The 14,750-nt window shown below is 71.7% G+C and carries 11 protein-coding genes; 7 read left to right on the forward strand and 4 right to left on the reverse strand.

The window, feature by feature from the left end; translation table 11 throughout:
• Window positions 1–177 precede the first annotated feature (177 nt).
• Both ACWCQ1_RS07775 and ACWCQ1_RS07780 read left to right on the forward strand, forming a co-directional pair.
• Window positions 178–645 (forward strand): hypothetical protein, encoded by a 468-nt coding sequence (locus ACWCQ1_RS07775; protein WP_356771684.1) that lies wholly within the window; start codon window positions 178–180, stop codon window positions 643–645.
• Window positions 646–723: 78 nt separating this feature from the next.
• Window positions 724–1,641 carry a hypothetical protein gene (locus tag ACWCQ1_RS07780; protein ID WP_451026057.1) on the forward strand — a complete coding sequence of 306 codons (918 nt, stop codon included), beginning with the start codon at window positions 724–726 and terminating at the stop codon, window positions 1,639–1,641.
• Here the strand turns inward: ACWCQ1_RS07780 and ACWCQ1_RS07785 are convergent.
• A complete protein-coding gene (locus ACWCQ1_RS07785) occupies window positions 1,547–2,869 on the reverse strand; it encodes an aminotransferase-like domain-containing protein (RefSeq protein ID WP_451026058.1) in 1,323 nt (440 codons plus the stop codon). The genes ACWCQ1_RS07780 and ACWCQ1_RS07785 overlap by 95 nt on opposite strands.
• Window positions 2,870–2,958: 89 nt before the next feature.
• Between ACWCQ1_RS07785 and ACWCQ1_RS07790 the strand changes: the two genes are divergently transcribed.
• The 4 genes from ACWCQ1_RS07790 (at window position 2,959) to metG (ending at window position 8,337) form a co-directional block, all read left to right on the forward strand.
• Entirely contained in the window at window positions 2,959–3,702 is a 744-nt protein-coding gene (locus tag ACWCQ1_RS07790; RefSeq protein WP_451026059.1) for an alpha/beta fold hydrolase, read from the forward strand.
• A gap of 11 nt (window positions 3,703–3,713) precedes the next feature.
• Complete coding sequence (locus ACWCQ1_RS07795) at window positions 3,714–4,664, forward strand: endonuclease/exonuclease/phosphatase family protein (protein ID WP_358597602.1); 951 nt, start codon at window positions 3,714–3,716, stop codon at window positions 4,662–4,664.
• A gap of 354 nt (window positions 4,665–5,018) precedes the next feature.
• Entirely contained in the window at window positions 5,019–6,461 is a 1,443-nt protein-coding gene (locus ACWCQ1_RS07800) for a VWA domain-containing protein (RefSeq protein ID WP_451026060.1), read from the forward strand.
• Between the two features lie 160 nt (window positions 6,462–6,621).
• Window positions 6,622–8,337, forward strand: coding sequence for a methionine--tRNA ligase (gene metG, locus ACWCQ1_RS07805; protein ID WP_358597598.1), 1,716 nt, complete (start codon window positions 6,622–6,624; stop codon window positions 8,335–8,337).
• Window positions 8,338–8,392: 55 nt separating this feature from the next.
• Here metG and ACWCQ1_RS07810 read toward each other — a convergent pair whose 3' ends face one another.
• On the reverse strand, window positions 8,393–9,742 hold the full coding sequence (locus tag ACWCQ1_RS07810; RefSeq protein ID WP_451026061.1) for a pectate lyase family protein: 1,350 nt from the start codon (window positions 9,740–9,742) through the stop codon (window positions 8,393–8,395).
• Window positions 9,743–9,963: 221 nt separating this feature from the next.
• On the opposite strand from ACWCQ1_RS07810, the gene ACWCQ1_RS07815 reads away from it, so the two are divergent.
• Window positions 9,964–13,164, forward strand: a complete 3,201-nt coding sequence (locus tag ACWCQ1_RS07815; RefSeq protein WP_358597592.1) for an FG-GAP repeat domain-containing protein — start codon at window positions 9,964–9,966, stop codon at window positions 13,162–13,164.
• 6 nt (window positions 13,165–13,170) lie between these two features.
• Here ACWCQ1_RS07815 and ACWCQ1_RS07820 read toward each other — a convergent pair whose 3' ends face one another.
• Together ACWCQ1_RS07820 and ACWCQ1_RS07825 are read right to left on the reverse strand one after the other, a co-directional pair.
• On the reverse strand, window positions 13,171–13,626 hold the full coding sequence (locus ACWCQ1_RS07820) for a hypothetical protein (protein ID WP_451026062.1): 456 nt from the start codon (window positions 13,624–13,626) through the stop codon (window positions 13,171–13,173).
• 138 nt (window positions 13,627–13,764) lie between these two features.
• On the reverse strand, window positions 13,765–14,643 hold the full coding sequence (locus ACWCQ1_RS07825) for an intradiol ring-cleavage dioxygenase (RefSeq protein WP_358597589.1): 879 nt from the start codon (window positions 14,641–14,643) through the stop codon (window positions 13,765–13,767).
• Window positions 14,644–14,750: the final 107 nt, after the last annotated feature.

The following is a 14,750-nucleotide window of genomic DNA, read 5'->3' on the forward strand; positions in this document are numbered from 1 at the left end:
CGGCAGCACCGTAACCGCTGCGGCTGCAAAGGTGGGCCTCAGGACTGCAAACGTGCCCTTCCGCCCCCGTCCGCCGCCTTGCCCCTTCCCTTTCCCATGTGTCAGGCCCCTCCCACTTGCCAGGCGCCTTCCCCAGGTGTGCATTGGTAGGGGACGAGGCGAGAGAGGAGCGCTCTCATGGCTCATGCGGCATCCACGTCCGGCGGGATGATGGGGCGGGTCCGGGCGAACCGGGCCGCCCGCCCCACCCGTACACCCGACCTCTTCGACGAACGCGTCCACACCGCGGGGCGGTACGGCATCCCCGTGGTGCTCGGACTCCTCTACGGCTTCTGGGCGGCCGCCAACCGCCGTGGCGGCGGTGAGATCACCGGCTGGAACATCCTGTTCGGCTTCGTGACGGCCGCGGTGTTCATCGTGCTGTGCATCGCCGTCGCGACCTTCGCACCGCTGCTCAGGCGGGAGCTGCACTCCCTGGTGAAGTCCGCCTTCGCGGGCGCCTCGATCGGCTTCCTCTACAGCCAGACCGGCGAGTCGGTCCTGCGCTCGGTCGCGCTGGGCGTGGTGGTGACGGCCGGCGTCTTCCTCGTCTTCTTCTACCGCTACTACACACGCGAGGACGCCGTCGGCAACCGCGTCCGCTGACCGGGCGCGACGGCGCCGGTACACCCGTACGGAGTCGTCTGGCTCGCGGGTCAACCGCCCGGGCGGTTGCCTGGGAGCGTGCCCTCACGCCTCAGGAGCGCCCTGTCGGCCGCTCTGATCGCCCTCGCCTGTCTCCTCGCGCCCTGCGGCGCGCTGGCGGCCTGGGCGGCGTACGGGCTCGCCGACACCGGCGTGTACGTCACCACGATGGCGCCGCTGTCCGCCGACCCCAACGTCCGCGACGCCATCGCGGACACCGTGGGCGCCGGGATCATGGACGAGGTCGGCGACCGGGCCGACGTACGCCCGATGCGCTCCGCGGTGCGCCCGTTCGTGCAGGACGCGGTGCGCTCCTTCACCCGCACCGAGGCCTTCCGCGCCGCCTGGGACGCCGCCAACCGGGTGCTGCACGACGCGGTGCTGCAGGCCCTGCGCGACGACCGCGAGGGCGACGTGACGGTCGACCTCGCGCCCGTCACCGCGCAGGTCAAGCAGCGGCTGGCCGACGACCACATGCCGCTGGCGACCCGTATCCCGGTCGAGCACACGGCGGTCAACGTTCTCCCGGCCCAGGACCTGGACCGGCTCCGGAAAGGGTTCCACGTGCTGGAAGTCGCCGGTTTCTGGCTCCCCGTGGCGGCCGTCGCGTTCGCCCTCTCGGGCATGGCGATCGCCGTCCGCCGCCGCCGCGCGCTCACCGCGACCGCCCTCGGCACCGCGCTCGGCGGCGCCCTGCTGGGCCTCGCGGTGGTCGTCGGCCGCAATCTGACCCTGGCCGACCTGCCCGAGGAGGCCCGCCGTCCGGCCGCAGGCGCCGTCTACGACGCCCTCACCGAGACCCTGCGCGAGGCCGCCTGGCTGCTGGTCGCGATCGGACTGGGGGTCGCCCTGACCGCCTGGCTCAGCGGCCGCTGGGTCCACCTCGTGCGAGGGCGGCGAGTGTCGCCAGCGCCCGTTCCAGATCCGGCACAGCCGCCGACGCGAGTCCGAGCCTGACGGCGTCGGGCGTCCGGCCGGGGTCCACGGCGAAGGCGGGTCCCGGGGTCACGGCGATCCCGTGCTCGGCCGCCGCGGCCGTGAAGGTGTCCGCCCGCCAGGGTGCGGGCAGTTCCCACCAGGCGTAGTAGGCCCGCGAATCGCACCGCACCCGGAAGCCGCCCAGCCACCGCCGAACCAGCCGCTGCCGGTGCCGCGCGTCCTCCCGCTTGGCGGCCACCAGCCGGGCCACCGTCCCGTCCTCGATCCACCGCACCGCCGCCTCCAGCGCGAACCGCCCCGCGCTCCACCCCCCGGACCGCACCACGTCCGCGACCGCCTCCGCCCGGTGCGGCGGTACGACGAGAAAGCCGACGGTGAGCCCGGGCGCGACACGCTTGGAGAGCCCGTCGACGACATGGGTGAGCCCGGGGGCGTGGACGGCGAGCGGTTCCTCCGCGCCGTCCGCCAGGAAGGACCAGATGCGGTCCTCGACGACCGGGATGTCCAAGTCCCGCGCGACCGCCGCCACGTGACGTCGGCGCGCGCCGCTCATGGTCACCGAGGTCGGGTTGTGCAGGGTCGGCTGGACGTAGAGGGCGGACAGGGGAGCACTGCGGTGGGCCGCGGCCACGGCGTCCGGGAGCAGTCCGTCCCCGTCCGTGGCGAGCGGCACCAGGGTGACGCCGATCCGCGCCGCGATCTCCTTGACCAGCGGATACGTCAGCTCCTCGACGCCGACCCGGCCGCCCGGCCGGACCAGGGAGGCGAGGGCGGCGGCGATGGCCTGCCGGGCGTTGCCGGTGAACAGGACGCGGCCGGGGAGGCCGAGCAGGGCGGACGCCGCCTCGCGGGCCGGCGCGGTGCCGTCGGCGGGGGCCGGGCGGAGGGCATCGGTCAGGACGTCGGGACGGGTCAGTGGCGCGAGGGCCGGGGCCAACAGCTCCGCCTGGCCCGACGCGGAAGGGTAGTTGAGCTCCAGGTTGACCGGTGCCGTGGTCGCCGGTTCGGTGAGCGCGCGTCCGCCCGGCCGCGGGGGAGCGGCCCGTACGAAGGTGCCGCGTCCGACCTCGCCGACGACCAGACCCCGCCGGACGAGTTCGCCGTACGCCCGCTCCGCCGTCGACGCGGCCAGTCCGTGCCGGCGGGCGAACGTCCGCTGCGGAGGCAGCCGTTGACCCGGCTGAAGGCGTCCGGCGGCGATGTCGGCGGCTATGCGGTCGGCGATGCGCCGGTAGTCGTGTCCCATGCGAGGCCCCCCTGACCTGTACGGATCGATTGCACCGAGGGCAAAGATCTTATTGCACCGAGGAGTTGGGCCGACCTAGGGTCGCGGTCATGGCGATCCCCCTGGTGCTGATCCACGGCCACCCCTTCGACCACACGATGTGGAACCCGCAGCTCGAGGCGTTCTCTCCCGGCCGCCGCGTCATCGCCCCCGACCTGCGCGGCTACGGCGGCGCCCCGGCCGGTCCCGAGGTGACCCGCTTCGAGGAGTTCGCCGGGGACATCGAGGCGCTGCTGGACCGGGAGCGGGAGGAGACCTGCGTGATCGCCGGGCTCTCCATGGGCGGCCAGATCGCGATGGAGTGCTACCGGCGGTTCCCGGACCGCGTCCGGGGCCTGGTCCTCGCCGACACCTTCCCGGCGGCCGAGACCCCCGAGGGCGTCCGCACCCGCCACGCCATGGCGGACCGTCTGCTGCGGGAGGGCATGCGCGGGTACGCCGACGAGGTCCTGGAGAAGATGGTCGCCCCGTACGCCGACGCCCGGGTCAAGGCGCACGTCCACCGCATGATGACGGGCACGTCCCCGGCCTCCGCCGCGGCGGCCCTGCGCGCCCGCGCCGCCCGCCCCGACTACCGCGACCTGCTGACGAGGGTGAGCGTCCCCGCCCTGGTCGTCGTGGGCGAGGACGACGAGTACACGCCGGTCCGGGAGGCGGAGGCGATGCACGCGGCCCTGCCGGACTCGACCCTGTGCGTGATCGAGGGCACTGCCCACATGCCGAACCTGGAGCGGCCCAAGGAGTTCGACGAGGCGCTGCGGCGGTTCCTGGCGCGGATCGACGACCGCCCGTAACCTCGGGGTTCGTGACCTACTCAGCCCGGCGGCTCGGCGCCTGGTGCGCCGGGCTGCTGCTGGCCGCCGTCAGCGTGGTCGTGGGCTGCAGAGCCGCCGGCACCGACGGCGTCACGCCGATCCCCCAGGTCCTGGCGTTCCTTCCGTGGCTCCTCGCGCCCACCGCGGTGGCCGTGTTCCTCGCCCTCCTCGCACGGTGGCGGATCGGCCTGGTGTGGTGTCTGGCCGTCCTCGCCCTGCTGGCGTGGTTCATCCGGCCGTACGGGCCGTCCGGCGAACCGCACGGCACCCCGCTCGCCGACTTCGAGGTGCTCACCTCCAACGTCGAGTTCGGGCGCGGCACCGGATCCCTCGTCCCGGTCATCCGCGTCAGGAGACCGGACATCGTATTCGTGGAGGAGTGCGAGTACACCTGCCAGGCCACCCTGCGCCGGGAACTCGGCACCGCATACCCCAACCGGCAGGCCGTCGAGGCGGGCGGCTCCGGGGGCTCGGTCATCCTCAGCCGGTTCCCGCTGCGGGGCACGGCCCCCGTCACCGGCACCATGGGCATGCCCGGCGCCGTCGCCGACGTGCGCGGACACGCCGTACGGCTCCAGCTCGCGCACCCCATGCCCCCGCTGCCCGGCCAGGTCGGCCTGTGGAGCCGCGAACTCGGGCGGCTGCGGGACACGGCCGCCGCGACCCGCGCACCGCTGATCCTGGCCGGCGACTTCAACGCCTCCCAGGACCACGAGGCCTTCCGGCGCATCCTCGACACCGGTCTGCGCGACGCCGCCCGGCTGGCCGGCCACGACCGCACCCCCAGCTGGCCGGCCCGCACCGCCCCGGTGATCGGCGCCCAGATCGACCATGTGCTCGTCTCCAAGGAGTTCTCGGCCAGCGACGCCCGGTTCCTGCACCTGTCCGACACCGACCACCGCGCACTGCTGGTGCACATCACACTCCACCAGCGGGGATGACCTGCCGGGAGCGTGCGGGTGGGGAGGGCCCACGACCGCTGGCTGGAACTGGAGGGTGCGGGGGCCGCACGGCACCCGCGCACCCCGGTCCCGGCACTCCCGTAGCCACTTTTCAGCCGCCCGAGACGACCAGGACGACCGCGCCCCCTCGTAAGGCTCCGTCGGGGGGGAGGAGGTGCGGGGGCATCGCCGAGGGATGAACCATGAGTGAACGCCCTTGAGTCCAGGCGCTATTGACACAGACCGATTTCCCTATTCCGCCCCTGCCCAAGATCGCCATCTGGGGCCGCTAACCTTACGTGTCCGTCCTGGCCAGCGATTGACGGGCTTCAACTCACGCGAAGGGTTGCGCACATGGGCATTCTCACTCTCCTGCGGAATGCGTTCGGCAGGTCACGCAAGGGGCGTGCCTCCGAAACAGAGGGTGCCGACGGAACGCCTTCGCAGACACCGGAACCCACGGTCCCGTCCCCCTCCCCGGCCCCGGAACCGACCCCTTCCGCCCACGTCCCGGAGCCCCGCACGGAGACCCCGGAACCGCCGAAGGACGACGAACACGAACTGGTCGCGGCGGCCTTCGACAACGTCGCCGTCCCGAAGCCGGCCACGGAGCCGGGGGGCACGGAGCCGACGGAGCCCGCAGAGCGGGCGCCGGAGGAGCCGACGGTGACTGCTGCTCCGGCGGTCGAGGAGCCGGTGGCGGAGGAGCCGACGGAGGCTGCGGAAGCGGCGCCTGCGGAGGAGCCGACGGAGGCGAAGGCTGCGGTCGAGGAGACCGCGGTTGAGGAGCCGGCCACTGAGTCTGCTGAGGTTGCTGAGGTTTCTGAGGCGCGGGTGACGGCAGAGCCCGAGGCAGTCGAGCCGGTAGCCGAAGAGACACCGGAACCGACGCCGACCGAGCCGACGGCTGAGGAACCGGTCGCGGAAGAGCCCACGGCAGCGGAGGCCGAAACTGCCGAGCCGGAGGCCGAGGCTGCGGAGGTTCCCGATGAGACCGCTGACGAGGTGACCGCCGAACCCGAGCCCGAGCCGACCCCGGCCGCGGCAGCGGACGAACCCGCGGTCGCCGACGGCGAGGAAGCCCCACAGGGGCCACCCGCACCCGACGACGAGACTGTCACGGGTGGTGCGGGTGGGAACGAAACCGCCGAAGGCGAAGCCGAGGCCGTGGCCGGCAACAGCGGCAGCGACGCCGCGTCAACCGCCCTCACCAAGGCCAACCTCACCGGCACCCGAGCCGCCGTCTACCTCGTCCTGGACCGCTCCGCGAGCATGCGCCCGTACTACAAGGACGGATCGGCCCAGGCCCTGGCCGACCAGACCCTCGCCCTCGCGACGCACCTCACCCCCGACACCCCCACCGTCCACGTCGTCTTCTTCTCCACGGAAGTGGACGGCACGACCGACCTCACCCCCGCCTCCCCCGAGAACGCCATCGACGAGGCCCACGCGAACCTCGGCCGCATGGGCCGCACCAGCTACCACGCCGCCGTAGAGGCCGTACTCGCCCACTACGACAAGAACGCCACCCCCGGCACCCCCGCCCTGGTGGTCTTCCAGACCGACGGCGCCCCCGACGCGAAGACCCCGGCCACCCAGGCCCTCACGGACGCCGCGAAGAGCCACCCCTCGGTGTTCTTCTCCTTCGTCGCGTTCGGCGAGCACGACAACAAGGCCTTCGACTACCTCCGCAAACTGAAGACCGACAACACGGCCTTCTTCCACGCGGGCCCGACCCCCCTGGAGCTCACCGACGCGGAGCTCTACGACGGCATCCTGATCGACTGGCGCCCGTAAGCACACCGGGTAAGCACACCGGTAAGCCACCCCACACACAGCAGCACCCATGCCGCCCGCTTCTCAGCCCGCAAAACGGGAAGCGGGCGGCATACACATGTCGGCTACGATTTCAAGGTTCGCCAAACCAGCAACGAAACCGACCTGGGAGCAGCCCCCGATGGCTCGACACCTCATCACCAGCGCCCTTCCGTACATCAACGGAATCAAGCACCTGGGCAACATGGTGGGGTCCATGCTCCCGGCGGACGTGTACTCCCGGTACCTCCGCCAGCGCGGCCACGACGTCCTCTACATCTGCGCGACCGACGAGCACGGCACCCCGGCCGAGCTGGCGGCGAAGGAGCAGGGCCTCCCCGTGGCCGAGTTCTGCGCCCAGGCGCACGACGCCCAGAAGGCGGTCTACGACGGCTTCGCGCTGGCCTTCGACTACTTCGGCCGGAGTTCCTCCCAGCAGAACGTCGAGATCACCCAGCACTTCGCCCGCCGCCTCAACGAGAACGGCTTCATCGAGGAGCGGGCGATCCGCCAGGTCTACAGCCCCGCCGACGGCCGCTTCCTCCCGGACCGCTACGTCGAGGGCACCTGCCCCCACTGCGGCTACGACAAGGCCCGTGGCGACCAGTGCGAGAACTGCACCCGCGTCCTGGACCCGACCGACCTGATCAACCCGCGCTCGGCGATCTCCGGCTCCACCGACCTCGAGGTCCGCGAGACCAAGCACCTCTTCCTGCTCCAGTCCAAGCTGCAGCACGAGGTCGAGGAGTGGGTCTCCCGGCACGAGGACGACTGGCCGCAGCTGGCCTCCTCCATCGCCCGCAAGTGGCTGAACGAGGGCCTGCACGACCGCGCGATCACCCGCGACCTGGACTGGGGCGTCCCCGTCCCGGCCGACACCTGGCCGGAGCTGGCGGCGGAGGGCAAGGTCTTCTACGTGTGGTTCGACGCCCCGATCGAGTACATCGGCGCCACGAAGGAGTGGGCGGACCTCGACCCGGAGAACCGGGACTGGAAGTCCTGGTGGTACGAGGCGGACGACACCGTGCGCTACACGGAGTTCATGGCCAAGGACAACGTCCCCTTCCACACGGTGATGTTCCCGGCCACCGAGCTCGGCGTCCGCGAGCCGTGGAAGAAGGTCGACTACGTCAAGGCCTTCAACTGGCTGACGTACTACGGCGGCAAGTTCTCCACCTCCCAGAAGCGCGGTGTCTTCACCGACCAGGCCCTGGAGATCCTGCCCGCCGACTACTGGCGCTACTTCCTCATCGCGAACGCCCCCGAGTCCGACGACTCCTCCTTCACCTGGGAGCACTTCACGGCCACGGTCAACAAGGACCTGGCCGACACCCTCGGCAACTTCGTCAACCGCGTCCTGTCCTTCTCCCGCAAGCGCTTCGGCGACGAGGTGCCCGCGGGCGGCGAGCCCGGCGAGGCGGAGCGGAAGCTGGGCGAGGAGATCGCCCGGCTGCTCGCCGAGTACGAGGCCCAGATGGAGGCCCTCCAGTTCCGCAAGGCCGCGGCCGCGCTGCGTGCCCTGTGGTCGGCCGGAAACTCCTACCTGGAGGAGAAGGCCCCCTGGCTGGAGATCAAGACCGACAAGGAGGGCGCCGCCCTCACCCTGCGCACGGCGATGAACCTCATCCACCTCTACGCGGTGGTCTCGGAGCCGTTCATCCCGACGACGTCGGCCGCCATGCGCGAGGCCTTCACCCTCACCGAAGACACCGCCACCTGGGTCACCGCGGACGAGGCGAACTCCCTCACCTCGGTCCCCGCCGGCACCCCCTTCACGGTCCCCCCGGTCCTCTTCGCCAAGCTCACCGACGAGGACCTGGAGAACTACAAGGAGCGCTTCGGCGGCGAGGCCGCGTAGCGTCACCCGAGGGTGCCGCCGTCTTCGGAGCGGCGGCACCCTCGGCACAGCACCGTCAGGACAGCACGCCCGCCCCCGTCGTCGACGTCAGTTCCGTCAGCAGGTTCTTCGCCGAGGACTCCAGGCCCGCCGTCAGAGTCGGCGTCCAGTTGACCGTCGTCCTGATCTTCTTCGAGTGCGCGGCGTTGTACGCGGCGACCAGGTCGGTCGTCGTGCCGTTGACGACGTTGCCGCTGCCCTTGATCGAGCCGGTGCCGTCGCCGCTGAGGAGCTTCGAGATCTTCTGGCCCGCGGGGATCCGCCAGTAGTTGTTCTGGGCCACGACCTGGGCCTTCGCCCGGGAGTTGATGCTGTACTGCAGGGCGTAGCCGTTCAGCGTGGCCGTCTCGTAGACGTTGTTGTAGATGTGGATCTGGCCGAGGCGGGACAGCGGCGCGCGCTGGACGATGCCCTTCCAGACGTTGTGGTGGATGCTCACCCGCAGCTTGCCGGTGCTGTCGCTGTCGTTCGCGCCGATCAGCATGGTCTTGTCGTGGTTGGTGAACTGGTTGCGCTCGACGGTCACCAGGTCGGAGCCCTTGGTGATGTCCAGGGCCCCGTCGTGGACCTGGTACTCACGGCCGTAGTACCTGGGGTTGGCGCTGTCGAAGTGCCCGGCGTCCGTGAAGGTGTTGTGGTCCGCCCAGACATGGGTGGCGCCGCGCAGGGTGACCGAGTCGTACTGCGAGTTCCAGTTGCCGCTGGAGCCGTCCTTCGGGTCCCACTGCGGGAAGCAGTCCTCGGTGTGGGAGAAGGTCAGGTTGCGGACGATGACGTTGTCGACCTTCTGGATCTGCAGCATCCCGCCGGTGATGCCGGCCTTGGTGCCGGGCACGCCGACGATCGTGGTGTTGGCGGGCACCTTGAAGACGATGGTCGCGGCCTGCTTCTTCTGCGCGGCGGCCCGCGCCTTCTCCAGCGTGCCGGAGGGCAGCCTGGAGCGGCCGTAGGTGGCGGGGTCGTACGCCTTCAGGTACGACGCCAGTGAATATCCGGTGCCGGACGCGTAGTTCGCGCAGGTCAGCTTCTTTCCGGACGCGTCGGTGTTCGCGTCGATCGTGCCCTTGACCTTGATGATCCGCGGGGTGGTGTCCGACACCGAGCCGAGCGCCTTCACCAGCTGGGCGCGGGTGGAGACGGTGAAGGTGTGCGCGGAGTCGGCCTTCGCGCCGCCGGTCGTTCCGGAACCGGAGGACGCCCAGCCGTCCTTGGCGGCGAGCGTCCGGTGGTACAGGTCGACGGTGGTCGTCCCGGCGTTCGCGTTCATCACGAGCACACCGGCACCGACACCGGCGGCCACGACGGCGGCGGAGACGACGAGGGTGCGCCGCCTGCGGAGGGACCGGCGGTGGGAGACAGAGGCCACGGGGACTTCCTTACGGACAGTTGCGGGACATGTGCGGTTCGTGGAGCACTCGTGAAAGAGCACTCCCCCCTCAAGTGGCCGCCGGGATCAAGGAAGTTGCCGTCCCCGATCACCTTCTTTTCCCCACCGGACCCCCACCCGCTTCCCATGCGTGGCCCATGCACTGTTAAAGTCCGCTCACTTGTGCGAGGGCGGGGGCCCTCGCGGGGAGGGAACCTCACGTGGGCAGACACGCCCTGGGACGGGGCGGTCGGCACGCCCTGGTCTCGACGCTCGCGGTCGTCCTGGCGGCCGGCTCGATCACCCTGTTCTCCGGCACGCGTGACGGGGGCGCCGCACAGGCCGCCACCACCGCGGCGGCCGGCACCGCCGAGCTCGTCCTGGACGACCCGCGCACCGATTCGCCCCGCACCGAGCAGCTGCTCGCGGCGGGCAGGACGGGCTTTCTGCACCGGCAGTCGGGGGTCGCCGGGCTGCTGTGGACGGACTACGACGACGGGGGCACGGTCACCGTCGAGGGGCCGTCCGGCATCTACAAGCCGACCACGACCAGCTGCTACGACATCGAGACGCGCTGCGCCTCGGGCGTCTTCGGGCAGGCCGCCGACACGGTGGCGCTGCCCGACCGCACCTACGGCGACCCGGTGTCGCTGTGGAGCCCGGGCGGCGGCCCCCTGCGCACCCTCGACCTGAGCCACTCGGCGGACCGGGTGGGGACGTACGGCGAGACGAGCGTCACCGTCGAGTACAACGGCGTCGTCGACGGGCAGGAGCTGGAGGGCCACGTCCTGCACCTGGTCGACCTGGTCGACGGCGAGCAGCGCGACCGCGTGGTCACCGGCTACCCGGCCGACGGCACCTGGGAGTGGAACAACGCGCGCACCGGCGACGAAAAGGGAGCCCTGTTCGCCTACCCCGACCGCGACGCGGACGGCCGGTTCACGACGTACAGCGTCGGCTACCTCGACTTCGCCGCCGCCCGCTTCACCCCGGTCTTCACCGGCCTGTCCCGGGACACCGTGCCGGAGGTCGTGCTCACCGGCGACCGGGTGGGCTGGTACACGCAGTCCGCGGGCCTCCACCTCAAGCCGCGCGCCGACCTCTCGGCGGCGGAGACGGTCCCGCTGGCCGGCGAGGAGAGCAACGTCGCCCCCAAGCCGGTCCCGGTGCTCGTCGGGGACTGGGCGCTGCTGACGGGCGCCTCCGGCGTCCAGGCCGTGTCCCTGACCGACGGCACCAGGAAGACCCTGCTCGGCGCGTGGTACGGCACCCCGCTGGCCACCCCCGACGGCGGCGCCCTCGTCACCGGCGGAACCACCGCGGCCGACTGGTGGGTGCAGCGGGTCTCCCTCGGCGCCGACGGCACCCCGCGGCTGACGAAACTGGTCAAGATCCCGCCGTACGAGAACCCCAAGACGGGTCTGGCGCTCAGCCGCGGCAGCCTGCGCGTCGCCGAGGACAACCCGCGCAGCACCTCCGACACGACGTCCGTGCGCACGCTCACGACGAACGGCTCGGCCGGGCTGACGGCGTCGGACGCCAGGGACGGCGACTCGATCGCGCCGGTCTGCCCCTACCCGGGCGTCTCGTGCTCGGTGCTGTGGGGCAACACCGGCGACGGACCCCAGGACGTCTTCCAGAACACGTACTACAACGACAACGGCCCGGAGAACACCGACCAGTTGGTCGCCATCGGCGACGGCACCTCCGACGACAAGCTGAGCTTCGGCACCGCGGGCGGCGGGATCGTCGACGTGTCCGACGGGTACGCGATCTACAACTCGGGCGGTGCCACGCCGACCCAGTACGTCGGCGAGTTCGGCTACGGCGAGCAGCTGAAGCGCTCCGTCCGCGCCGCCGCCCTGAACGGCTCCACCCTCTGGAGCGCCGACACCGCCGGCCGGCTCACCTCCTACAGCCTCACCGAGAAGAAGACCCTCGCCACGGTCACCGTCCCCTCCCTCGCCTGCGTGCCGAGCGAGCTGCAGGCGGCGGGCCGCTGGGTGTACTGGGCCTGCGGTACGGCGTCGGCGGGCGTGTACGACACCAAGGCGGCCACGTCCGTCGCGGTGACGCCCGGTGACGTCCTGCTCGGCGACGGCTTCACGGTCCGCCACGACCACGAGGCGGACCGGCTGGTGCTCACCGACGCGACGACCGGTGCCATCCGGGTGATCGCCTCCGACCTGCCCGACACGGGCCTCGCCGTGGACCGCCGCTTCCGCTGGACGGTCGACGAGTACACGGGCCTGGTCGCCTGGTTCGACCGGTTCGAGCAGACGCATGTCGCCACCACCGGCGTCGCCCCGTCCGCGCCGACCGCCTTCCGCACGGAGGCCGACAGCTATGTGCAGCCGGGCGGCTCCACCGCCTGGACCGGCGCGTGGCTGCTGTCCCGTCCGGTCGCCTCCTGGTCCCTGACCTTCACGTCCGTGCAGAGCGGTCCGAAGGGCCGGGCCACCCGCACGATCACCGGCGGGACGGTCACGGCACAGCTGTCGGCGGGCTGGGACGGCAAGACCGCGAGCGGTGACCGCTTCCCCAACGGCGACTTCACCTGGACCCTCAAGGCCACCGGCCTCGCCACCGCCACCCCGGTCACGGTGGCCTCCGGCGAGGGCTTCCTGCAGCGGGGCAACCCCGTGCGCCACGACTTCGCCAGCGTCGACGGCCCCGACGGCCGCGGTGACCTGCTCACCCTCAGCTCCTCGGGCGGGCTGACGTACCAGCACGGCACCGGCACGGGAAAGTTCGGGCAGAAGACCACCGGCACCGGCTGGCCCACCAGCGCGCGGTTCGTGCCGTTCGGCGACCTCAGCGGCGACCGCTGCAACGACGTCCTGGTCCGGCTGAGCAGCGGCGCCCTGCGGCTGTACAAGCCGGGCTGCAACGCGGCCCTCAAGCCGTCGACGTCGTACACGACCCTCGGCAGCAGCGGCTGGAACCAGTACGACGTCCTGACCTCGCCCGGCGACATCACCGGCGACGGCCGCGCGGACCTGGTCGCCCGCAACTCCTCCACCGGCGCCTTGTACCTGTACAAGGCGACCAGCACCGGCAAGCTGTCCGCCCGGGTGAAGCTGTACGACGGCTGGAAGGGCTACAAGAAGATCGCGGGCGTCGGTGACATCACCGGCGACGGCATCGGCGACCTGCTCGCCCAGGACGGGGCGAACACCCTGTACCGCTTCAACGGCAAGGGCGACGGCACCTTCGCGGCGCGGACCAAGCTCTTCACCGACTGGGGTGGTTCCTACAACGCGATCGTCGGCGTCGGCGACATCACCGACGACGGCCGGTCCGACCTCGTCTCCCGTGACTCCGGCGGCAACCTGTACCGCAACAGCGGTGACGGCAAGGGGTCGTTCGGGGCGCGGGCGAAGATCGCGAGCGGCTGGGGGTCGTACAAGAGCCTTTCCTGAGCCGTCTCAGGGGTGGGCGGAAATCGCCGTCGGTTTCGAGCCGTTGTTGGTCAGGGCCCCGGGAAAGGCTTGCCTTACCCGGGGCTCCGGCATGGTGGGGACGGGGTGGGGGGACAGGCCGAGGGCCTCGCGGGCCGCGTCGACGTGACGCAGTCCCTCCTGGGCGGTCCGCGTCACGCGGCCGTACTCCGCCGCCGTGCGGGCCTCGGCGAGCAGGGCGCGGGCGGTGCGGTGGCACTCGGCGGCCTCGGTGAGCGCCCGGCCCGCCGTCTCGCCGGCGCTCGCCCAGGTGGCGGCGCCGGGCGGGATCAGGCCGGCGCCCAGCCGGATCAGCCAGCGGTTGGCCTCGGCCTCCGCGTCCAGCCCGGACGTGCCACGGCCGGCCCGCGACCGCCGCAGCGCGACGACCGCGCCGGCGGAACCGGCGACCAACAGCGCCGCGAGCGCGATCGCGTACCCCATGACGTCCTCCTTGCCCGGGCGGGCCCGGGGGCCGCACCACCTGCGATGTCACCACCCATGACACGACAGGCTTCTGTGCCCCTCCCTCGCACTTCCTGTGCGCCTCCGGTGAGGCTTCCAGGCCGACGCCGGCGTGGGTCAGCCGTCGTGGGTCTGGTCCGGGGTGACTCCCAGGGTGAGGCGGGCGTGGACGCCCCGGGCGATACGGCGGCGGTCGTAGTCGAGGTACAGCAGCCCGCCCTCGTGCCCGTTGCCGGGGTAGATGCCGTCCTCGTCGAGGGTCGTCCGGGTCGTGGTGTTGCTCGCGTACGGCTCCACGGCCGCCGTCAGCAGCACCGACCGCTCGTCGAAGAACAGCTGTCCGGTGTGGCAGGTGTGCCCGCCCTCGTAGCCGGCGTCGGTCCAGACCCCGTCCACGTGGACCTTCACATGGATGTGCACGCAACGGCCCTGGTACCAGCCGGGGAAGACGGTACGGAAGGCGACGTCCCCGTGCCGGTCGGTGCGCCAGGTGCCGCGCAGGTAGCGCTTGTCGTCGGTCGGCTCCTGGTGGCCGCCGCCACCGCCGGGCGGGGGAGAACCGGTCGGGACGCCGGTGGGGGAGTCGGTCGGCGTACCGGAGGGCGGAGGACCCGACGGACCGCCGCCCCCGCCCCCGCTGCCCGTCTCCTCGTACCCGGAGTAGACGCCCGTGGCGTTGCAGTGCCAGATGTCCACGGCCGCGTTCCGCACCGGTCGGCACGTCTCGGCGTCGATCACCTTCAGCCGCAGCGCGAGCGGGATGCCCGGCTGGTCCTCCGTGACGTCCTGCCGGATCTTGTCGGCGTCGATGTAGTACGGCCCCTCGACCAGCTCGGAGGTGAGGGTGTAGCAGGCGTCGCCCTCCCGGTCGGAGGCCTCCGCGCCCGCCGTGAAGGCCCCGCCCACCCCGATCGCGGTCACGGCCACCCCGCCGGCCGCGAGGACCGTACGGCGGGCCACCTTCCTTCTCTCTTCCGGTGTCTGCGTGTCTGTCATGGCCAGCGACCGTAGGCGTGGGACGCCTGGCAAAAACATCGGAAAGAGCTGTGAATCAAGGGGCTCAAGCGAAAGGGCTCGAAACCGACGTCGGTTTCGAGCCCTTC

The sequence above is a fragment of the Streptomyces sp. NPDC002144 genome (assembly GCF_053593695.1).